Genomic DNA, 21,566 nt, shown 5'->3' with positions numbered 1-21,566 from the left:
CTTCGTGGGACGCGTGCGATGGAGTGCGCCGGCTGCGGTTTCGATATTCAGAGCGGTTTTGCTTTCTGTCCGCGATGCGGCGCAAGGCAACCCCTTGCCTGTGCCGCCTGCGGTTATGCCTGTCAGCCCGATTTTGCCTTCTGCCCCCGATGCGGCGCGTCGATCACCGGCAAGGTCCAGCCCGTATCGAAGCCGAACATCGAGCCGGTTCCCACCAAATCAGATGGCGATGCCGACCGGCGGCCGGTGACGGTACTGTTTGCCGATCTCTGCGGCTTCACGGCGCTGAGCGAGCAGATCGATCCCGAAGTCATGCGGGTGCTGCAGAACGAATTGTTCGAAGAGATGACGCAGGCGGTCGAGGCTTATGGCGGCTTCGTCGACAAATTCGTCGGCGATGCGCTGCTGGCGCTGTTCGGCGCGCCGGTCGCCCATGAGGACGATCCCGTCCGGGCGCTCAGCGCCGCCCTCGATATGATCCGCCGGGCCACCGAGGTCGGCGAGCGCTGGCACGCACGCGCCGGCGTGCCGTTGCGTCTGCATATCGGCATTAACAGCGGGCCTGTGGTCACCGGCGGTTTCGGCGCGGTCAGTGCAAAATCCTATTCGGTCACCGGCGACACGGTGAACACCGCCCAACGGCTGCAATCCATGGCCGGTGAAAACGATATCCTGGTAGGGCCGCTGACCTATCGCCTCACCCGCCATGCCTTTGCCTTCGACAGCCTCGGCGCGCAGACCTTGCGCGGCAAAAGCGGAAACGTCCTCGTTCACCGGCTGACAGGGCTGCTGGAAGCGCCGCATACGGCGCGCGGGCTGGAAAGTTTCGGCCTTCAGGCGCCGATGATCGGACGGGATGGGGAGCTGTCGCGGCTCCTGACATGCCTCGATCTTGCCTGTAGCGGTGCGGCACAGCTCGTCCGCCTGATCGGCGAAGCCGGTATCGGCAAGTCGCGGCTCGCCAACGAATTCGTGGCGATCGCCGGCAACGCGACCCGTTTCCCGGGTCTTGCCATCCGCAAGGCGACCTGCTCTCCGCTCGGCGAACAATCCTATGGCACGCTCGCTGCGGTCGTACGCAGCGCTTACGGCATCGGCGAGCGGGATGATCTCGACCGGACACGGCAGCTGCTGACAACCGGGTTCCGCGCGCTCGATCTCACCCAGGAGGATGTCGAGGGGCTTTTGCCGCTGTTTCAGCATGTCCTCGGCCTCGGCGATCCCGATGGCGCGTTGCGCCACATCGAGCCGGAGCAGTTGCGGCGGCAGATCTTCTATGCGGTTCGCACCGTCTTCGAGCGGCGGTTGGCGCAAAGTCCGCTGCTGCTCGTCATCGAGGATCTGCACTGGGCGGACGCCGCCTCGCTCGAGGTGCTGCGCTTCATGATGGATCGGCTGGAACGCAGCCGGCTGATGCTGCTTGCGGTCTACCGGCCGACATCGCAGACCGACCCGCTGGATTCCAATCGTGTCAACGTCACCGTGCAACGCCTCGGCGCCCTCGCCGCGGCCGATGGGCAGAGGCTGCTTGCCGCCTTTTTCGGCGAGGGTTATGGCAAGTTGCCGGTGGCGATGCGCAAACGCATTCTCGACCGGGCGGGCGGCAATCCGCTTTTCATCGAAGAAATCCTTCGGGCGCTGATCGATATGGGCACGTTGCACAATGATGGGCAGCGCTGGCACCTCGCCGCCGACGACACCGACGTCGATATACCGGTCAACCTGCAAGCCCTGCTGCTTGCCCGTGTCGACCGTCTGCCGCAGGAGATCAGACGCCTGGCCCAGGAGGCAGCGGTGGTCGGCCCGAAGTTCGATACCGCCCTGCTCCGCACGATCGCCGCCGACCCGTCTGCCGTCGATGCGGCGTTGGATTATCTCTGCGATGCCAATATCACGGAGGAATTGCGCGGGCCCGATGCCGCGACATCTCCGGGCTACCGCTTCAGCCAGACGCTGATGCACGATGTCGTCTACCACAATCTCCTGTTGCAACGACGCATGGAGCTGCATCTTCGGATCGGCCGGGTCCTGGAACGCCAATATGGCCTGGCGCCCGAGCGGCCCGAGCATCTGGCCCAGCTCGGCCATCACTTCAGCCTGACCGCCGAAAAGGCCAAGGGCGCCAGCTATCTGATGGCGGCGGGCGATCTGGCGCGCAAGACCTACGCCAATGACGATGCCATGCGTCTCTACCGCCAGGCCCTTGCGACCTTTGCAAACGAGCCGGAGGCCACGACAGAGCAATTGGCGCTGCTGGAGCGCCTTGCCGATCTCTGCGCTCCCGCCGGACGTCGCGACGATGCGTTGAACCACTATCAGCAGGCGCTTGCGATCCATCGCGCCAGAGACGACCGGATCGCCGCGGCGAGGATATTGCGGAAGATCGGCCGCCTGCATCTCGATGCGGGGCGCCGCGACCAGGCGGAAACGCATTGCGCCGCGGCCGAGGTGATGATTGCGGAGATCGATGCGCCGGTCGAACATGCACATCTCCTGCAGGAGCGCGGCCATCTGGCTTTCCGCATGGGCGATCAGGCGGCCGCCGCAGAGTGGGCGACGCAGGCGCTGCAATGCCTGCAAACCTTGCCGATCGACGGAACGACCGAGGCCGGCCGGGAGGCGGCGCGCGCGATGGCGGAGGCGCTGAACACCAAGGGGGCAGCTCTCGCGCGGCTCGGTCGCCGCCGCGATGCCGTGCAGGAAGTGGAGCACAGCCTCTCGGTTGCCGAAAAGGCCGATCTGCAAAGTGCCGCCTGTCGCGCCTATTCCAATCTCGGCGTGCTCTACACGATCGTCGATCCGGCCAATGCCATCAAGATCTGCCGGCGCGGGCTTGAGGTCGCGACCCGTATCGGCGATCTCGGCTTTCAGGCGCGCCTTCTCGCCAATCTTGCGGTTTCCTGCTGCACCTTCACCGACCGCTGCGCCGCCGAAGGTGTGCCGGCAGCGGAAAAGGCCGTCGAAATCGACCGGGCGCTCGATCAGCGCGACCATCTCTCTGTGCCGCTGATCGTCCTTGGGCAGATTCATCAATGCCACGGGCAGCCGAAGCTAGCCCGTAAGTATTACGAGGAAGCCCTTGAGGTTGCACAGGAAATTGACGAGCCGCAGCTGCTCTTTCCGTGTTATGATGGCTTGGCGACACTGAGCCTCGAACATGACGATATGGACGAGGCAGAACGGTATTTCACGCTGGCACAGGATGTGTGCATCCGCCACAACCTCGATCCAGGCACACTCGTCGTTTTGCCGTTTCTCGACTGAACGCCCTCGTTCGGAGAGGATTGCTGGAGATCGATTAAGCAAATCGATTCAAATGCATATAGGGAGGAATTAATCATGCAGGAGAACCACTCGGAAAGACCGTTGCAGCCGGGAGATCGCGCGCCCAACGTGGTGCTGGATGCGATCACCCGCCAGGGCAAAATCGCCATCGACGATTTTCGCGGCCAGAAGCCGGTGCTCGTCGGCTTGTTCCGCGGGCTGCATTGCCCCTTCTGCCGCCGGCAGATCGCCGCCATGGCCGAACTCACCGATGCGTTGCAGGAGAAAGGCATCGACAGCCTGACGGTCGTCAATACGCCGATCGACCGCGCCCGCCTCTATTTCCGCTATCATCCGCTTCCCAATCTGCTGGCGGCCTCAGACCCGGAACGAGTGTCGCACAGGGCCTTCGGCCTGCCGAATCTTCAATTCACGGAAGACGAAAACGACTGGCCGCACAAAGTCAGCATGAGCACGGTGACCTCGATGCGTATCGACATGCCGGGCGAACTCCCAGAGCCCATGGACGTGATGGCGGCGGTGGAATATCTCGATAAGGCCGATGGCTATGAATTCACCGAGGAGGACACGCAAATGATCGCTACCGGCCATGGCCAGCTGGTCGGCGAATTCCTGCTCGATCGCGATGGTGTTGTGCGCTGGTGCTTCACCGAAGTCGAGGACGGCGGCCGTCATATGTTCGGCGGTCCCGCCCCCCGGGAGGTGATGTCGGCGGCGTCGAATATGGCTGTTTGAAACGGATGATCGTTGTGATCCTTCCTCGACGCGCTGCGATGGCGCGTCAGGGAAGGCCGGCCTTGCGGTAACCCTCGACGAAATGCGCAAGCAGCCCGGCGTCGCGGAAGGGTTCGGTCGCCGCCCAGTGGCGGGTCGAAAAATGCGGGTTGGCGACGAGGAAAAGTTCGGCCTCGGCGCGCGCCTCGTCGAGCCGGCCGAGCTGGGCGAGGCTTGCTGCCAGGAAACGGCGGGAGCTCGTCCGATAGGTCTCGTCCCGGCGCAATGTCTCGACGGCGGCTTCGTACGCACCGGCGGCATATTGCGCCTGGCCCAGCGTCAGATAATACCAGCTTGCCGGAAACGGGTTCAGCCGGAAGGCCTTGGCGATGTGTTCGAGGCCCTCCCCGACCCGCCCGGACAGGACCGCGATGTCGGATAGGGCCGCAAAGGTGTCGGCCTCGTTCGGGTCGAGTTCGAGCGCCTTGGCGAATTCCGCATCCGCCTCGATGAAGCAGCGTCCATAGGCAAGCAGATAGGCCAGGATCCAGCGACAGCCGGCATCTTCGGGATCGAGCGCGACAGCCCTGCGTGCCAGTTGCAAAGCGAGGCTACGGGCGGATTCCGTCGGTCCGCCGCTATGGACCCATCCCATCCAATGGTTGATGGCCAGCCAGCGATGGGCCTCGGCATAGTCGGGATCGAGGGAGATGGCGCGCGTCAGCATCAGATGCGCTTCCTGTGCCGACTGCGGAGAGTCGTCCATCAGCCTGCGCGCCTGCACGCAGAGATCGTAGGCCTCGATGCTGCTCGGCCGATTGCGCGGCGGCGGTGTGCGCAGCCGGCCGAGCAACGCCTCGACGATCTTGCCGGTGACTTCGTCCTGGACGGCAAAGATATCCTCCAGGCTGCGATCGAAGCGTTCTGCCCATAGATGCGCGCCGCTCGCCGCATCGATTAGCTGGGCGTTGATGCGCACCCTTCCCGCAGCGCGCCTTGCGCTCCCCTCCAGCAGATAGCGCACGCCGAGCTCTTCGGCGATCCCGCGCCCGTCCATCGCCTTCCCCTTGTAGGCGAAGGCCGAGTTGCGGGCGATGACGAACAGGCCCGGCATCCTGGAGAGATCGGTAATCAGGTCCTGGGTCAGCCCATCCGCGAAGGCGTCCTGCTCGGGATCGTTGCTGATGTTGACGAAGGGCAATACCGATATCGATGGTTTGTCGGGCAGCGGCAAAGCTTTTCGCGTCGCGCCGAGCCGATTGATGACCCCGATGAAGCGGTAGCCGACGCGCGGCACCGTGGAGATCCATTCACCGCCGCCGGCGGGCGGACCGAGCAGCTTCCGCAACTGGGCGATCTGGACGGTAAGGTTGCCTTCTTCGACCGCCCTGCCCGGCCAGGCCGCATCCATCAGTTCGGCCTTGCCGAGGATTGCGCCGGGTCGCCCGATAAGGGCTGCAAGCAGATTTAACCCTCGGTGGCCAACGGCCACGGGATCGCCGTTCCGAAGAAGCGTTCCCGCAGCCGGATCAAGCACGAACGGACCAAAGGCAAAGCGCAATCCCATGCTGCGCATCCTAGAGACTTTAAAGCTCGGATGGAACTAAGGACGCGAGCGGTGTATTCCACGGATCACGACGATAATGACCATTGATAACGCCCTGAGAAAGAGAGCGTCGAGGTGACTTCCATGGTGTTCTGGATAGCAAGTGCGGTGGGATTGGCGATCGCTTATCTCCTTGGCTCCATACCGACGGGCTATCTGGCGGGTAAACTGCTCAAGGGCATCGATATCCGGGAGCATGGCTCCAAATCCACCGGCGCGACGAACGTGTTGCGAACGCTCGGTAAATGGCCTGCCTTGGCGGTGCTTCTGGTCGATGTGCTGAAAGGGGTGGGAGCCGTCGTCTTTGCCCGCTGGTTTTATCCCTGGCTCTCGACGGCCTCATCAGCCACGCCACCGGCGGCGCTTGATCTGCAAAGCCTGGCGCCTTGGGCTGTTTGTCTAGCGGGACTTGCCGTATTGCTGGGGCATGGCCGTTCGGTCTGGTTGAATTTTACAGGTGGCAAATCCGTTGCGACGGGGCTCGGCGTGTTGCTGGCGATGTCATGGCCCGTCGGCTTAGGGGCTGTGACGGTTTTTGGCCTTGCGCTGGCGGCCTTCCGGATTGTTTCCCTGAGTTCGATGCTGGCGGCGTTGACGGCCATCGCGCTCGTCTTTGGCATGGAACAGCCGCTGCCCTATCGGCTGCTGGTGATCGCGGGCGGCATTTACGTAATTGTGCGCCATCGCGCCAACATTCGGCGGCTGCTAGCCGGGACGGAGCCTCGTCTGGGCAAGGCTGCCTAGAATCCGGAAAGCACCAGCGGCCAGCGGAAGCAGGTTTCAATCCTGCCGGACGATGGCGCCGATCGCGTTGACGAGAAGGCGCGCGGCGGTCAGGGCCGACAGGCCGTCAATGTCGGCGGGAGGATAGAATTCGACAAGGTCGAATCCCGCAATCCTCGCCCGCCTGCCAAGACCGGCGATCAGGTCGATCACATGAGTATAGGTGAGGCCGCCAGGCGTACGCGCCGCCACCGCAGGCATGATGGCGGGATCGATGCTGTCGCAATCGAGGGTGACGACGACCCGGGCGCCTTCCGGAATATACCGGAGAGCCGCTTCCGCGCCCTCAGCGTGAACCTCGCGAGCAGTGACGAAGCGGCTTCCATAATGCTGGGCCGCCTCTATGTCGGCGGTGCGCGCGCTGCCGACGCTGCGCAGGCCGACCTGCACCATGCCCGCGACATGCGGCATCTCACTCGCCCGCCGCATCGGACTTGAATAACCGTAGCGTTCGCCATGCAATTCGTCGCCCCAGTCGATATGAGCGTCGATCTGCAGGATCCAGAGCGGCCCTTGATCCGCAAAGCCGGCGAGGAAGGGAATGGTCAGGGAACAGTCGCCGCCGAAAAGGATCGGTACCGCCTGCAAGGCCAGCACCTCGCGCGTCTTCACCTCGATCCGCCTCCGGTTGCCGGCATTGTCATGCATGGTGGTTTCGATGTTTCCGGCGTCTATGCATGAGACCGGCTTGCCATCGAACAGCGGGCCGCCGAGATCGAAATCCCAGTGTTCGACGAGCCCGGCATCGTCTTGGCTGGCCGCGCGGATGACGTCAGCGGCGAGAGCGTAGCCGCGGCTGTCCTTGTCTGGGTAGGTGCTGCCGTGAGCGGCGGCAATGATCACCGCTCGGGGTACACGCCCATCGGCGAGGCGATCGGGAAGGCCGAGAAAAGAAGGTGAGGCGGTCATTCCTGATGGTCCTGATGATATCCGGCTGAAATTGTAGCGGGGCAAACTCGATGCTGACCTGTTTAATCCGTTTGGACGTTTTTGAGAACTTTTTGGAAGAGCTTAAGGACGGCGCTCACCCTCTCCTGCAGAATTCATCCTCTTTCCGGTGAACGGCCCCCGGCCCTACAAACCCTATGGAGATTGCCGTGAATGATATTCACTGCGCCGAGCAGGCGGACGTGTCGCATAGGCAGCCGCACAGCACGGCATCACTCCGAGAGGACCGCATTCCCTGGGCCGCGATGGCGGGAATCATCGCGACCGTCACAGTGTTCGCCGTAGCACAGGGGCTGACCTATCCGCTGCTCAGCTTCATCCTCGAGCGGCAGGGAACGACTTCAGGCCTGATCGGCCTGTCGGCGGCGATGACGCCGCTGGGTTTCATCATCTCGGCGCCGTTCATTCCGGCGCTTTCGCGGCGCGTCGGCGGGGCGCGGCTGGCGATTCTCTGCTCGATTCTCGCCGCCCTCGCCCTGATTGCGATCGGCTGGAAGCAGGACGTGCTGATATGGATGCCGCTGCGCTTCCTGCTCGGCTTCTTCGCCAATCCGCTCTACGTGATCAGCGAAACATGGCTGATCCAGATTGCGCCGGCGTCACGCCGGGGCCGGATCATGGGCTTCTATTCATCGATCGTTTCGGCCGGTTTTGCCATCGGCCCGTTGTCGCTCGGCCTCGCCGGAACAGAGGGTTGGCCGCCTTTCGTGATCGGCATCGCGGCCTTCCTTCTCTGCGGCTTGATCGTGCTTGCGGTCGCCCCTCGCCTGCCCGACATGCCTGATGAAGGCGAGGCAATATCGGTCGGCGGCTTCGTCGCGCTGGCGCCGCTGCTGTTATTTGCGGTTTTCACCGCCGCCGCCTTCGAGCAGATCCTGCTTTCGCTGCTTACGGTCTATGGCGCCGCCCTCGGAAGCGGCGAGCAACGTATCGCTTCGCTCATCACCTGTTTCATTGCGGGCAATGCCGTGCTGCAGATCCTGCTCGGGCGGGTGGCCGAAGGGTTCGGCTCGAGACGGACGATGTTCTTCTGTGCGCTCACGTGCCTGGCCGGCTGCCTGCTGCTGCCGTTGGTCTTTCATTCGTGGCTCATCTGGCCGCTGGTTTTTGTCTGGGGCGGAGTCTCCTTCGGGATCTACACCCTTTCGCTGATCCAGCTCGGCGAGTGTTTCACCGGTCAAGTCCTGATCGCCGGCAACGCCGCCTTCGCCTTCGTCTGGGGCATCGGCGGCATCGTCGGCTCGCCCGCAACGGGACTGGCGATGCAACTGATCGGGCATCAGGGGCTGCCGTCGTCCCTCGGCCTGCTCAGCTTTTTGTTGGCGGTATTGCTGATCGCTCGAAGACGGCAGGCCTGACCAGGGCTTGCCTGGTGCCGCCCTGCCCTCGTCGCAACGCCGCCCAGCCGACTATCGGACCGCCGCCGGCAGCACTTCGAACTTCCAGAATTTTTCCGGGCTGAAATAGGTCGCGGCAAATTCGCGGATATCCCCGGCCGTGACCTTGTCGTAGCCGCTGAGATTGTCGCGTATCCGATCCAGGCGGCGCGGATCCGTCTGAGCGCCGTGCAGATATTCAATCCAATATTCGTTGCCCTGCCGCTGATGCTTCAGGGTCTCGATGATCGGTTCGCGGGCGCGGGCGAGCTCGTCCGGGGAGACATCATGCGAGCTGAGATCATCGGCGACCTCGTCGACAAGTGCGTAGAAGCGCGCGATCTTTGCCGGGTCCGTCTCGACGTAGAAATAGGCGTAACCAAAGCCGGGGAGCTCCCTTGACAGGTTAACGTCGCCCTCCAGAGCGTAGCTTGCGCCTTCAGCAATCCGAAACTGGTCGATCAGCCTGTTTTGGAAAATCTGGACGGCAACGTTGGCAGTGAAGGATCGCGGTAGATCGGAGAGCAGGTCGCCGATCGGAGCCCCGGCGATGGCGGCGGCACTATCTGCCCTGCCGCTGTGGGTCTGCAAAACGGGCTTGTTGTTCGCCGCCGGGAAATTCACATCGCCTCTGTCATTGCTCGGCGCCATCTCGGGGCGCGGCGGCAAAGCGCCGAAGGTTTCAGCCGTCAGCCGGATTGCGTCGTCCACCGTTACGTCGCCGACGATGGTGATATCGATCGGGCCGGTGGAAACCGCAGGCCGGAACAGCGCCTCGAAATCCTCCGGCCTGGCGGCGGACAATTGGGCGCGATCAGGGAAGGTCCAGCGCGGATCGCCGGAATGCACGAGGCCTCCGAGATCACGGCCGACAACGCCGCCGGGGGTCGCCTGATACTGATCGATACCGTTCAGATAGGCCTGCTGCACCCGCTTGAACGCCTCGGGGCGGTAGGCGGGATCGGCGGTATAGGCGGTCATCAGCTGCAATTGCGTCGCAAGATCTTCCGGTCGGGTACGGCCGTCGAATTTGAAGGAGCTGTCGCCGACCGAGAAGTCTATGCCGACGATGTTGGCCGTCAGCGCTTTCTGTATATCCTGGTAATCCATGGCCTTCACGCCGGACAGTGCGATGGCTGGAGATGCCCAGATTGGGGCGGGACGGTCACGCGGCAAATCCAGCCGGCCGCGGCCGATATCTTCGCGCACCAGCACTTCGTTGGCACGCAGCTTGGTCGGCTTGACGGTCAACCGCACGCCGTTGGAAAAGCGCACCATGGTCAAGCCGAGATCATCGACGGCACGGCGTTCGACCACAGCGCCCGGCTCGCCGAAATGGGTATAGGACCAGGCGACGTCGGCTGCACCGGATGGCGCCGAAACAGCAACGGCTTTCGAAGCATCATAGACTTGCCGAACCGTCTCGGCTCCGCCCTGCGGCGATTGGGTCGTCTGCAAGACGACCTGCGGACCGTTGCCGGTGAAGGCATGTTGCAGGGCCTGATTGACCTCGGCGGCGGTGACGCCGTTGGTCATCGTTTCGAACAGCGAGAGGTCTTCGGCAGGCGAAGTGAAAACCTGATCGTCATCGACGCTGCTCGCCAGCATGGAGGCGATGTCGGTGGTCGCGCGCGTCGCGGCTCCGGCCGCGGCCGCCTGGAGGGCCGAGCGGTATTCGAGGATTTCGCGATCGATCTCAGCCTGCGCAACGCCGAATTTTTGAATGCGGCGCTGTTCCTGGTCGATGGCCGTCAGCGCCGTCTGCCATTTGTCCGGCTCGGAATTCGCCGCGATCAGGACGACATGCGCGGAATCGAGAAGATCCTGGGAGCCGACGCCGGCGCTGATGAAAGGTGCATCCGCCTTGCTGGCAAGAATGCTCACTCGCCGTTTGAGCACCATAAGGCCGAGATCTTCGATAAGCTGGGTGCGCCGCTTGGCGAACATATCGGGCGCGGCATCATAGGGGCGCGTCCAGGCGATCTGTATGTTGGTCATGCCGCCGGGAACGACGAGGACGTCGGTGCTTTCGCCTTTGGTCTCCAGCGTGCCGAGATCCAGTTGTGCCGATGCCGGACCCGCGGCTTTCCAATCGCCGAAACGCTGCTGGATTTCAAGCTCCATCGCCGCCGGATCGATATCGCCCACCACCATTAGGGTTGCCCGATCGGGCCGGTAATTGGCCCGGTAATAATCCCGGACGAGGTCCACGGGCGCCTTGCTGATGATGTCGGCTTTGCCGATCGGCACGCGCATGGTCGCGCGCCGGCCGGCGAGCAGCGAATTCATGATGCCGAGCCCGGCGCGGTACTGCGGCGTATCCCGCAGCCGCTCTTCCGACAGGATGACGCCGCGTTCGCGATCAAGCGCGCCGGCATCAAGCGTCAGCTCGCTCGCCGTCTCGCGCATCAGCATCAGGCCGGTCGAAACCGTGTCGGCATCGACCTCGGGCAGATCGAGGGCATAGACAGTTTCGTCATAAGACGTATGGGCATTGGTATCAGGTCCGAAGGCCAGGCCCTTGCGCTGCAGGATACGGATCATCTCGCCTTCGGCGACATGCGTCGAACCCTTGAAGGCCATGTGCTCGAGAACATGCGCCAGACCCTGCTGGTTGTCGTTTTCCTCAAGCGAGCCGGAGCCGATGCGAAAGCGGATCGCTGCCTGCCCGGGCGGCGTGGCATTGCGCATGATCGCAAACCGCATACCGTTGGCGAGCGTGCCGAAATGGACGTTGGAATCGGCTTTAAGGTCGCTTTGCGTCTGCGGCCAGGAGGTGGACAGGGTGTCCGCATAGGCCGGCGAGGCGAAATTTGCGAGAAGGGAAACGGCAGTGAGAAACCACCAGGCGGCGGAGCATTCCATGTGTTTGTGAGGCATTCTTGTCCGGGCGATGCGCATGAGGAGGGGTGGATGACGTTGATCCGACTATTCCACGGGTTGCATTTTGCTTCAACTTCCATGTGTGTGAACGAGGAAAAAGCCGCCTCCCCAATTGTCGGACTCAGATGTCAGAACAATGTCATCGAAAGCAGCTAAAGCGCGTCGCACCGAATTTGATTCATGCGAGGCGCTTTCGATGGCGACATTGCAGCAGGTCGCGTTCCGGGCCGGATGTTCGCTGGCGACCGCAAGCCGCGTTCTCAACCGCAACGGACCGGCCAGCGACCTGATGGTGCGCAAGGTGCGCCGCGCCGCCGCCGAACTCGGCTATCGCCCCGCCGGCCATTCCGTCGGACGGCTCGGGCGCAGGCCGGTGGTCGGCGTGCTGATCCCGAGCATCACCAATCCGGTCTTTGCCTCGTCGCTGTCGAGCATCCAGAACCGCATGCTGGTGGCCGGCCATGGCGTTTTGATCGCCCAGTCGAATTACGATCCGGCGCGGGAAGCCGATGCCGTCGCGGCCCTGCTGAACGACCGGCCGACCGGACTGATCCTGACCGTCTGCGATCCCGCGACCAGCGAGGCGCTGCTGGCGAGGCTGCCGCCGACCGTGCTGCTCCACAATCTGCCGACGGCGCAGTTCCCGGCGGCCGTCACCGCCGACAATCGCGGCGCTGGCTACGAGATCGCGACTTTTCTGATCGGCCTCGGCCATTGCCGCATTCTGTTTCTCTCCGGCAATTTCGCCGCCTCCGACCGGGCGCGGCTTCGCTACCAGGGTTATCTCGACGCGATGGCCGAGAACGGGCTGACACCGCTCGATGCCCTGCAGATCCCCTTCGTCGGCGGCTATGACCAGCTCGATCTCAGCGCCGCGATGACGGCGCTTGCGCCGACGGCGATCATCGCCTCCAACGATCTTCTCGCACTCGGCGTCATCGGCGCGCTGAAGCGCGAGGGGCTCTCGGTGCCGAGCGATGTTTCGGTCGCCGGTTTCGACGGCATCGCCATCGGGAGACTGATCGATCCGCCGCTGACAACAATCGAAATGCCGGATGCCAGCATGGGGGCGACGGCCGCCTCGCTGCTGCTCGACATGGCGGAGAATGCCGCCCCTGCCCGCCATCTCGATGTCGCCTATACGCTGCGCCGCGGCGGCACGGTCCGCGCTATCTGAAGCGTGCGAAATAGGCAGGGGCCGCACGCGTTCGGCGTGGCGGCCCCTGCCCTATGCCTTGTGAAGGCTGATCAGCTGCGCGGCAGCATGCCTTCGACATCGGCGGCCGCGTCGTCGAGTGCTTCCTTCGGCTCGGCCGACTGGTCGACGATGCGCGAGAGATTGTCGACGATCGTCTGCGTGACCTTGACGCCGTTCGAGCCGGGGAAGGCATACCAGGGGATCATCACCGGCATCTGGCTGAGGCCTGCCTGGAACAACGGGTTCTGCTTGTAGAAATCGCCGAGATATTCGGGCGACTTGGCGGCAAGCTCGTTGTTCGGGACATAGCCGGTGCCGGGCACGACAACGGAAGCGCCGTATGGGCCGGCGGCGAACTTGGCGAACTTCCAGGCGGCGTCCTGCTTGGCGGCGTCGTGCGTCAGGATGACGACGGCGTTGCCGCCGGTGGGCAGACGGCCGTTGACCGGATCGATCAGCGGGATCTTGGCGGTGCGCAGATCGAACTTGTTGCCGACATTCTTGATCGTATTGCGCGACGCGCCCGTCGTCTGGAATTCGAAACCGACCTTGCCGGCCGCGAAAGCCTGTTCGCCGGCAGGTTTGGTGAAGACAGGCATGCCGCCTTCGCTGACCAGGCGATGCAGGACCTCGACGGCCTTCTGGCCTTCCGGACCGTTAAAGGCGACCTGGCTTTCGTCCTCGCTCAGCATCTTGCCGCCGGCGCCGAAGAGCAGTGCCGAGAACATCCAGTCGTCGCCCTGCCAGCGGAAATCGATGCCGTCGACGCCATTGCCGAGCGCCTTGATCTTGGCGCCGAGCGCGATGACCTCGTCCCAGGTCTTCGGCGGATTGTCGGGATTGCCGCCGGCCGCCTTCACCAGATCGGCATTGTAATACATGATCGGGTTGGAAGTGGCGAAAGCCAGGCCCAGCTGCTTGCCCTTGACCTGGGCGAGCTTGAGGATCGTGTCGGAGAAGCCCTGCTCGGCCATGTTGCCGTCTTTCTTGACGAGCGGGCCGAGGTCGACGGCGACGTCGCGCTCGTCGAGCATGCGCAGGCGGTTGAGGCCGATGAAGGTGATGTCAGGCATTTCGCTGGTGCCGACCTGGCGAAGGATCGTCTGGATGCCCTCTTCATAGGTTGCCGAGGGGCTGGCGAACTGGATCTTGATGTCAGGATTTTCGGCCATGAACTTCTTCGAGATCGTGTCCATCACGTCCTTGAAGAAGCCCGGCATAGGGTAATGAACCGTCAGCGTCGTCTCGGCCTGCGCGGGAAGCGCGATTGCCAAGGATACGGCCGCTGCGGCGAGAAGCTGGGTGATATGTTTCATCGCTCGTTCTCCTGGTTGAAGCCGGTCAGCCTTTGAGACCGGTCATGGTGATGCCCTCGACGAACCGCTTCTGCGCAAGCAGGAAGGCGGCGACGAGGGGAAGGGTAATGATGAGGGTCGCCGCCATCAGGGCGCCGTAGTCGTCGCCGGCCTCGGCGGCGCGGAAATACATCAGGCCGAGCGGCGGCGTGGCGTAGTCCTGCTTGCTGATGACGATCAGCGGCCAGTAGAGATCGTTCCAATGGGCGACGACCGAGAAGATGGCGAAGGCGGTGACCGCCGGCCAGGCATTCGGCACGATGACGCGGGCAACGATGCCGAGCTCCGACATGCCGTCGAGACGGGCGGCGTGGATGAGATCGTCCGGCATGGCGCGGAAGAACTGCAGGAACATGAAGATTGCGAAAACCGAAATGGTGAAGGGCGCGACCAGGGCGGCATAGCTGTTGAGCAGCGAGGCGCTGTTGAAGGCAACGTAAAGCGGCAGCGCCGTCGCATGGATCGGCACCAGCAGGCCGAGCATGACCAGCAGCATCATGGCGCGGGCCGCCCCGAAACGCAGCTTCGCCATGGCGTAGGCGCAGGGGATTGCCACCAGCACCTGAAAGAGGAAGATCAGCCCGCAGACGACGACGCCGTTCCACAGGAGCCGCGCCATCGGCACCCGGCTCAAGGCTTTGGCGAAATTCTCGATATAGGCGAGATGCGTGGGGATGAGCGACAGCGACGAGGTGAAGATGTCGCTTTGCGTCTTGCCGGCCGCCGAGATCATGAAGATGTAAGGCGACAGGAAGATGATCGCCCCAAGACAAAGCAGGCTCAGGCGGATGACCCTGCCCAGAGAAAAAGCGCTGATCATGTGTAATGCACCCGGCGATCGAGAACGCGGTACTGCAGGAACATCAGCACCACGAGGATCAGGAGGAAGACCACGGTCATCGCCGAGGCGTAACCGACGCGCAGATAGACGAAGCCTTCCTGGTAGATGGTGAAGAGCAGCACTTCCGATGCCTTGTTCGGGCCGCCATCGGTCAGCATCTTCACCGTCTCGAAGACCTTGACTGCATTGGTGATGCTGATGGTGATGACGAAGAGTGTTGTCGGCCCGAGCATCGGCCAGGTCACCAGCAGAAGGCGGTCGAGGGAGGATCTGGCGCCGTCGACTTCGGCTGCGGCGTAAAGCTCGCGCGGGATCGCCGTCAGGCCGGCCAGGAACAGCACCATGTTGAAGCCGGTCGATTGCCAGACGCCGATGATCGACAGGCTGTAAAGCACCGTGCTGGAGCTGCCGAGCCAGTTCAGGCCGGGAAGCCCGACAAGGGCCAGCAGCGCGTTGATCGGGCCGATCGTCGGGTGAAACATATATTGCCAGACGGTCGCCATGGCGACGATCAGCGAGGCGACCGGCAGGAAATAGGCGGTGCGGAAGACGCTGCGTGCGGCCGTCTCGCTCTCGATCAACATGGCGATGCCGAGGCCGAGCAGGATCGAGACGGGTGCGACGATCGCCGTATAGACCATCGTATTCCACAGCGACTTGCGAAAGGTGCGGTCGGTGATCAGATGCGCATAATTCTCGAAGCCGACGAAACGGAATTTGCCGTAGCCGAGTTCGAAGTCGGTAAAGCCGAGCACGACGACAGCTGCGACCGGCAAAAGCACGAAGAGAAAAATCAGGATCATCGCCGGCATCACCAGCATCCAGGCGATGCGGGCCTCGCCGCGCCGATGGGCAATGGCGGAATTGCCCGGGATGGCCATCGAGACGACGCTAGCCATGCGCCCTCTCCCGCTGAGCATCGGCACCCGCAGAGCTGAGCCCGGCATCAGCAGAGCTGAGCCCGGCATCAGCAGAGCTGAGCCCGGCATCACCACTGGCGACGAAGCCCGCCAGCCGGCTGCCGTCCTCGGCAAAGATCAGCGTACGCCCCGGCGACAAGCGAAGGCCGACGGCATCCCCGGCCGCAAGGCCTGCGGCTTCGGACGGCTGAACCTTGGCGATGATCGTTTCGCCGATCGCCTCGAGCCGGCAGTAGAGAATGACTTCGGAGCCGAGGAATTCGACGCGTTCGATCCGGGCGGCAAGACCGTCATGCCTGTTCCTGGAAAGAAAGACGAATTCGGGACGAATGGCGAGCGTGACCGGCATCTTCCCGCCGGGCGCATTTTCAAGCGTCAGCCGCAGGCCGCCGCAGAGGATGACGCCGCCTTCGGCAAAGGCCGGCAGCACATTGATGCGCGGCTGGCCGATGAAGCGGGCGACCTCGATGTGGGCCGGATCGTCGTAGATGACCTCAGGGCTGGCGATCTGCAGCAATCTTCCGCCCAGCATCACGGCGACGCGATCCGCCATCGACAGCGCTTCCGCCTGGTCATGGGTGACATAGAGCGTCGGCACGCCGGCGCGACGATGCAGGTCGACGATTTCGCCGCGGGCGTGGACGCGCAGGTTCGCGTCGAGATTGGACAGCGGCTCGTCCATCAGGAAGATGCTCGGCCGGCGCACCATGGCGCGGGCAAGCGCCACACGCTGGCGCTGGCCGCCCGACATCTGGCCGGGCTTGCGGTCGAGCAGGTGGTCGATCTTCAGCGATATCGCCATCTCCCTGACGTCGCGGGCGATTGCCGCGCGGGTGGCGCGCTGGCCCGGCATCAACGATCCCAGAAAGGGCAGCCGCTGTATCCTCGACATCAGGCGCATCGCCAGCGGCACGGCGATATTCTGCGCGGCCGTCAGATGCGGATAGAGCGCGTAGGACTGAAAGACCATGGCGATGTTGCGGTCGGCGGCTGCAACACCGGACATGTCTTTCCCGCCGATCGAGATCTCGCCGCGATCGGCGTGGTCGAGGCCGGCAAGGACGCGTAGCAGCGTGCTCTTGCCGCAGCCGGAAGGACCGACCAGCGCGATGAATTCACCGGCCCCGACATCGAGGCTGACGCCGTTGAGGATCTGGTTGCCGCCGAAGGCTTTGGTGATGCCGCGAAGCGAGAGCGCGCTCATTCGGCAACCTCGCGCGGCTTGACCGCCTGGGGATAGACTTCGAGCACGACATCATCGAGCACATAAGCGGTCATGCCGGGAACAGCGACGATCTCGCTTTCGACCGATCGATCGAACTCGTGAACGACGGCGCCGATCAGCCGTTCGCCCGGCATTTCGCGCTCCATCTTGTCGATGATGAAAGCGGCCGACGGCCCCCAGCTCAGCTGCGTATTGCCGAAACGGCCCTGCCAAGCCCAGTGAAGGTGGCCGCTGGCAAACAGCGCCACGTCATGGGCCGATATCAGATCATAAAGCCGCCGGCGCTGCGCCGGGCGAACGCTCCAGTAGCCGGTATCGCCTTCATCGGGAGCATCGACGAACAGCGGCTTGTGCGCGAAAAGCGCCACGCGCCGCCCTGCCCTGTCTTCGAACGCCCTGGCGAGCCATTCGAACTGGGCCTCTTCCTCGTCATCCTCATGACCGAGAAGCAGCGAATTCAAACCGATGAAGCGCCAGCCGGCCGCATCCTCCAGCCAGCGATCGTCACCGGCAAGGCTGCGCCAACGGGCCAGCCGCTCGGCATTGACGGGCTGGTCGGTTTCTCTGAAGTGACCGACATCGTGATTGCCGGGGACGATCAGCATCGGGATCGACACCTGGCGCATCAGATCCATCGAGAAGGTGATATCTTCATCCTTGTCGGCGCCGTCGACGGTGAGATCACCGGTATGGATGATCAGATCGGCGCCGGTCTCTTCGATCCAGCTTAGAAGCGGCGCCCAGTTGCCGTTGAAATGCGGCTTGTTCGGGCTGAAATGGGTGTCGGTAATCTGAATGATTTTCATGAGGACGCGTCTCCGAGACCTGGAAGCGCGTCATCGACGCTCCCTTCCCGGGCCCTCTCTAGAAGGCTCCCATGTCAATCAGACATCCGCGGTTTTCAGCTGTTTCTCAGTTTTGACATCAATCTGTCACGCAAGAAAAAGCCGCCCGCGGGAACCGGGGCGACTTTCGCCTGCATTCGGAATTGAGACTGCGGTGAAATCAATGCCGTGGCGTATTGGCGGGAATGGACGACACCGTTGCCGAGACAGGGTCGCTTGCCGGAAACGAGTCCTCGAGTCCTTCGTTCAGCTCCTCCTCCAGCGTTTCGCGGTCATGGGCCGAACGCGCGCTCGGCTGGCCGATCAAACCCTTGCTGCCTTCGTCGAAATTGCCGTTGCTCAAGGCGTCGTACCGGTTGATGCTGCCGTCCGCCTCCCGGCCGGAAAAGGCGGTCAGCTGAACCATCATCACCTTGGCGCGGTCGAGCGCCGTCGAGGCGTCGAGCTCGCCATGGGAATTATCGATTTTGACGGAAATCGATTCTCCTCCTTCGCCCAGGAATTCGACGGTGAAGAAGTCGCCGGCCTGTGTCACCCGCGTGTCGATCAGCTGCATGGAAACCTCCTGTGGTTCATGCCGGATCAACGGCGATCAGGATCAGGAGTTCCATGGGCCGCTCATCTCACGTCAAGCGATGACCGGTTTTCGCCCTGCAATTATGGTTAATTTATTAATAATTCAGGGTTTACAAATGGAACCAAGCGGCCTTTCCGAATGTTGATGGTGCGCCGCGGAGGAACCCCGATGATGCTGAGAATCCTTGCCCCGAAGATCGACGCCGATTGCCATGATACCGGCACATGGCCGGACGGGATCTTTGCCGAAAACCGGATCGACCTTTCCAGCCGCAGCGACGGTCGCCGGCGCTCGCCGCATGAGCGCGATTACGGCGCCGACAGGAAACTGGACAAGCTGCCGCTTGGCTTCGCCTGAAGGCTCCAGCTTCCCCTTATTGCCTGCGAAAGACTACACGCCTGACGCGGGCAATACGACCTTGAGCGCTCCTGCCGCGGCCCGCTGATCATCCCTGCCCCGCCGCCATCAGCTTCACCGAGAATATTCTCCCGATTGTCGAGGAAATCATTGTAGCGATAGGGTTTCTGCGCACCGATTTCCTCGCCCATGAAAAATATCGGCGTTCCGGCCGATAGCAGCGTGATCGCTGCCGCGAACCTGGATCTCGCCTCAGAGGCCCTGGTCTCGCCGACAACGGGCGCGCCTGGGCCGCCACGAGCAGAAAATGCAAGCACAGACTGCATAATAAATACCGCCCGAAATGGGCCACATTGGCAACAACATAGCATGGTTAACGGAGCAGTACTGCACGGCCCTCCTCGTGTATTAAATCGAATTGGTTAGAACAAATAGGGATCCATTCCTATCGCCAATTCCCTCGCAAACCGGGAGAGAAACTGATGGCTCAGGCCGTTCGAATAAACGATATTATTCGTTCCTTTGGCATTGATACCCATATCGACTACACCGACGGAAAATATTCCAATGTCGGAGAAGTCGTTAAGGCTCTCGATTATCTCGGCCTCGACACGGTTCGCGATCACGCTCCCAACGCCGCTTCCGACCCCAACGGACAAACCCATCTCGGCAATGCGGCCGACGCCGGCGTGCAATTCGTCTTCAGCGCCCAGCGGGAGGTCGACCCCGCCACCGTGGTCCAGCGGCTGCATGCTTTCGTTCAAGCCCATCCCGGCTCGGTCGTCGGCATTGAAGGCCCGAACGAAGTCAACAACTGGCCCGTCAGCTATCACGGCCTCAGCGGCCAGGCCGCAGCACTCGCCTATCAGAAGGACCTGTCTGCCGCTGTCAACGCCGACCCCTTGCTGAAGGATATCCCGGTCCTCAGCTTTACCGGGTATACGGTCGCTTCCGCCTCCGACTACACGACGATCCACACCTATGCGAAGGATGGCGACCAACCATATTCATGGCTTTCGCGAGAATCGGGCGTTCAGCGCGCTGCCGATCCGGGCAAGCCGCTCGCGATCACCGAGACCGGTTACCATACCTCGCTCACCGCCGACACCAATGGCGGCTGGGAAGGCGTCAGCGAAGCGACGCAGGCAAAGCTGCTGCTCAATACGCTGATGGACGGCGCGGCGCTCGGATCGAAACAGACCTTCCTCTACGAGCTGCTCGACGCCTATTCCGATCCGCAGGGCAGCAATCAGGAAAAGCATTTCGGCCTCTTTCACCTCGACTATTCGGCCAAGCCGGCGGCGACGGCGATCCACAATCTGACCGAAATCCTTGCGGACAACGGCGCTCAGAAGGCAAGCTTCAGCGCCGGAACGCTCAACTATTCGATCGACGGCCTGCCGTCCTCGGCCCGCAGCCTGCTGACGGAAAAATCCGACGGAAGCTACCAGATCATCATCTGGAACGAGCCCGATATCTGGAACCAGTCCATCGACACGGCGATTCAGGCCGCGACGACGGGCGTCAAAGTCAATCTCGGATCCTCGTTCGGTTCCGTTAAGGTCTTCGATCCCCTGACCGGGTCGACGGTAATCAAAAGCCTCAGCAATGTCTCGTCCCTGACGGTTGAGGTCGTCGACCATCCCGTTATCATCGAGGTCGCAGGCGGCGGCGGCACACCGCCGGCAACCGGCCATGTCTATGGCGGCACCGGCAACGACACTTTCATCGTCACCAGCCCCACGCAGATCGTCGACGAAAGCCAGGGCGGCGGGACCGACACGGTCATGTCGTCGATCAGCTTCAGCCTCAAGGACACAGCGCATGCGATCGGAAACATCGAGAATCTCACACTGACCGGCGCCGCCAATATCAACGGCACGGGAAATGCGCTGGCCAATGTTCTCGTCGGCAACTCCGGCAACAATATCCTCGACGGCAGCACCGGCGCCGACCGCATGGCGGGGCATGCCGGGAACGATACCTATGTGATCGACGATGCGGGCGATTTTGCCGATGAGGCCGGGGCATCCGGCAAGGACACCGTCAAGGCTTCGACCTCCTTCAGCCTGGCCGATCTGCAGCGCACGGCCGGAACGATCGAGAATCTCACCTTGACCGGAACGGCCAATCTCAGCGCGACGGGCAACAACACGGCCAATGTTCTCACCGGCAACGACGGGAGCAACACGATCAATGGCGGCAAGGGCGCCGACCAGTTGACCGGCGGGCTCGGCAACGACAAGCTGTTCGGCAAAGCCGGTGCGGACATTCTCACCGGCGGCGGCGGAGCCGATTCCTTCGTCTTCGACGTGAAGCCCGACAATCTCAGCGTCGACAAGATCCGGGATTTCTCTTCCGCGGCCGGCGACAAGCTGCTGCTCGACCATACGATTTTCGCCACACTCAGCCTGTCCAAATTTTCGGATGAGAATTTTGTTCTGGGAACGAAAGCGCTCGAGGCCGATGACAGGCTGATCTACGATCAGGCCAGCGGCACTCTATCCTTCGACGCGGATGGAAGCGCTGCGGGCAGCGCAGTCCAGGTCGCGGATTTCGACAATTCTCCGGCGCTTCATTTCAAAGATTTCGGGCTGATCTGACCCGGCCAGACCCGTCCTCTTCAGGGGCTGGCTGCAACTCCCCCCGGCGG

General features: G+C 62.8%; 16 protein-coding genes and 1 pseudogene. 7 read left to right on the top strand and 10 right to left on the bottom strand.

Translation table 11 applies throughout. From position 1 onward, the window contains the following. The first annotated feature begins 18 nt into the window (after positions 1-18). Positions 19-3,264, top strand: coding sequence for an adenylate/guanylate cyclase domain-containing protein (locus CO666_RS13780; RefSeq protein ID WP_097612672.1), 3,246 nt, complete (start codon positions 19-21; stop codon positions 3,262-3,264). A gap of 75 nt (positions 3,265-3,339) precedes the next feature. After that, positions 3,340-4,020, top strand: a complete 681-nt coding sequence (locus CO666_RS13775; protein WP_097612671.1) for a peroxiredoxin-like family protein — start codon at positions 3,340-3,342, stop codon at positions 4,018-4,020. 46 nt (positions 4,021-4,066) lie between these two features. On the opposite strand, the gene CO666_RS13770 is transcribed toward CO666_RS13775, so the two are convergent. After that, positions 4,067-5,575: a winged helix-turn-helix domain-containing tetratricopeptide repeat protein gene (locus tag CO666_RS13770; RefSeq protein WP_179869680.1), complete on the bottom strand. Its 1,509-nt coding sequence runs from the start codon at positions 5,573-5,575 to the stop codon at positions 4,067-4,069. 114 nt (positions 5,576-5,689) lie between these two features. Between CO666_RS13770 and plsY the strand changes: the two genes are divergently transcribed. Continuing rightward, entirely contained in the window at positions 5,690-6,349 is a 660-nt protein-coding gene (plsY, locus tag CO666_RS13765; RefSeq protein WP_097612669.1) for a glycerol-3-phosphate 1-O-acyltransferase PlsY, read from the top strand. A 36-nt stretch (positions 6,350-6,385) separates the two neighbouring features. Here plsY and CO666_RS13760 read toward each other — a convergent pair whose 3' ends face one another. Next, entirely contained in the window at positions 6,386-7,297 is a 912-nt protein-coding gene (locus tag CO666_RS13760; protein WP_097612668.1) for an agmatinase, read from the bottom strand. Between the two features lie 176 nt (positions 7,298-7,473). Between CO666_RS13760 and CO666_RS13755 the strand changes: the two genes are divergently transcribed. Continuing rightward, positions 7,474-8,694 carry an MFS transporter gene (locus tag CO666_RS13755; RefSeq protein WP_097612667.1) on the top strand — a complete coding sequence of 407 codons (1,221 nt, stop codon included), beginning with the start codon at positions 7,474-7,476 and terminating at the stop codon, positions 8,692-8,694. 51 nt (positions 8,695-8,745) lie between these two features. On the opposite strand, the gene CO666_RS13750 is transcribed toward CO666_RS13755, so the two are convergent. Then, a complete protein-coding gene (locus tag CO666_RS13750) occupies positions 8,746-11,592 on the bottom strand; it encodes a M16 family metallopeptidase (protein ID WP_097612805.1) in 2,847 nt (948 codons plus the stop codon). Positions 11,593-11,791: 199 nt separating this feature from the next. Here CO666_RS13750 and CO666_RS13745 point away from each other — a divergent pair, with 199 nt between their 5' ends. After that, positions 11,792-12,772 carry a substrate-binding domain-containing protein gene (locus tag CO666_RS13745; protein ID WP_097612666.1) on the top strand — a complete coding sequence of 327 codons (981 nt, stop codon included), beginning with the start codon at positions 11,792-11,794 and terminating at the stop codon, positions 12,770-12,772. A 71-nt stretch (positions 12,773-12,843) separates the two neighbouring features. On the opposite strand, the gene CO666_RS13740 is transcribed toward CO666_RS13745, so the two are convergent. The 6 genes from CO666_RS13740 to CO666_RS13715 all read right to left on the bottom strand — a co-directional run bounded on the left by CO666_RS13740 (position 12,844) and on the right by CO666_RS13715 (position 18,535). Continuing rightward, positions 12,844-14,109 (bottom strand): ABC transporter substrate-binding protein, encoded by a 1,266-nt coding sequence (locus CO666_RS13740; protein ID WP_097612665.1) that lies wholly within the window; start codon positions 14,107-14,109, stop codon positions 12,844-12,846. Positions 14,110-14,134: 25 nt separating this feature from the next. Continuing rightward, the gene (locus CO666_RS13735) at positions 14,135-14,968 is read right to left on the bottom strand and encodes a carbohydrate ABC transporter permease (RefSeq protein WP_097612664.1); all 834 of its coding nucleotides are present in this window, start codon (positions 14,966-14,968) and stop codon (positions 14,135-14,137) included. Beyond that, a complete protein-coding gene (locus tag CO666_RS13730; protein ID WP_097612663.1) occupies positions 14,965-15,888 on the bottom strand; it encodes a carbohydrate ABC transporter permease in 924 nt (307 codons plus the stop codon). Before CO666_RS13730 ends, CO666_RS13735 begins: the two co-directional genes overlap by 4 nt. Beyond that, on the bottom strand, positions 15,881-17,113 hold the full coding sequence (locus CO666_RS13725) for an ABC transporter ATP-binding protein (RefSeq protein WP_097612662.1): 1,233 nt from the start codon (positions 17,111-17,113) through the stop codon (positions 15,881-15,883). Before CO666_RS13725 ends, CO666_RS13730 begins: the two co-directional genes overlap by 8 nt. Continuing rightward, a complete protein-coding gene (locus CO666_RS13720) occupies positions 17,110-17,940 on the bottom strand; it encodes a metallophosphoesterase family protein (RefSeq protein ID WP_097612661.1) in 831 nt (276 codons plus the stop codon). The genes CO666_RS13725 and CO666_RS13720 overlap by 4 nt, the downstream gene beginning before the upstream one ends. 199 nt (positions 17,941-18,139) lie before the next feature. After that, positions 18,140-18,535, bottom strand: a complete 396-nt coding sequence (locus CO666_RS13715; RefSeq protein ID WP_097612660.1) for a hypothetical protein — start codon at positions 18,533-18,535, stop codon at positions 18,140-18,142. A gap of 189 nt (positions 18,536-18,724) precedes the next feature. Here CO666_RS13715 and CO666_RS13710 point away from each other — a divergent pair, with 189 nt between their 5' ends. Then, positions 18,725-18,913: a hypothetical protein gene (locus tag CO666_RS13710; protein ID WP_097612659.1), complete on the top strand. Its 189-nt coding sequence runs from the start codon at positions 18,725-18,727 to the stop codon at positions 18,911-18,913. Positions 18,914-18,996: 83 nt separating this feature from the next. Here CO666_RS13710 and CO666_RS35025 read toward each other — a convergent pair. Continuing rightward, positions 18,997-19,197: pseudogene (locus tag CO666_RS35025) on the bottom strand (hypothetical protein); the annotation flags it as partial. Between the two features lie 198 nt (positions 19,198-19,395). Between CO666_RS35025 and CO666_RS13700 the strand changes: the two are divergent. Next, on the top strand, positions 19,396-21,516 hold the full coding sequence (locus CO666_RS13700; RefSeq protein ID WP_097612658.1) for a calcium-binding protein: 2,121 nt from the start codon (positions 19,396-19,398) through the stop codon (positions 21,514-21,516). Positions 21,517-21,566: the final 50 nt, after the last annotated feature.

This window comes from Rhizobium chutanense, from assembly GCF_002531935.1.
In the GTDB taxonomy this organism is placed as follows: Bacteria; Pseudomonadota; Alphaproteobacteria; order Rhizobiales; family Rhizobiaceae; genus Rhizobium; species Rhizobium chutanense.
The sequence above is the reverse complement of the archived record's forward strand: the minus strand, read 5'-3'. Positions and strand labels throughout refer to the sequence as shown.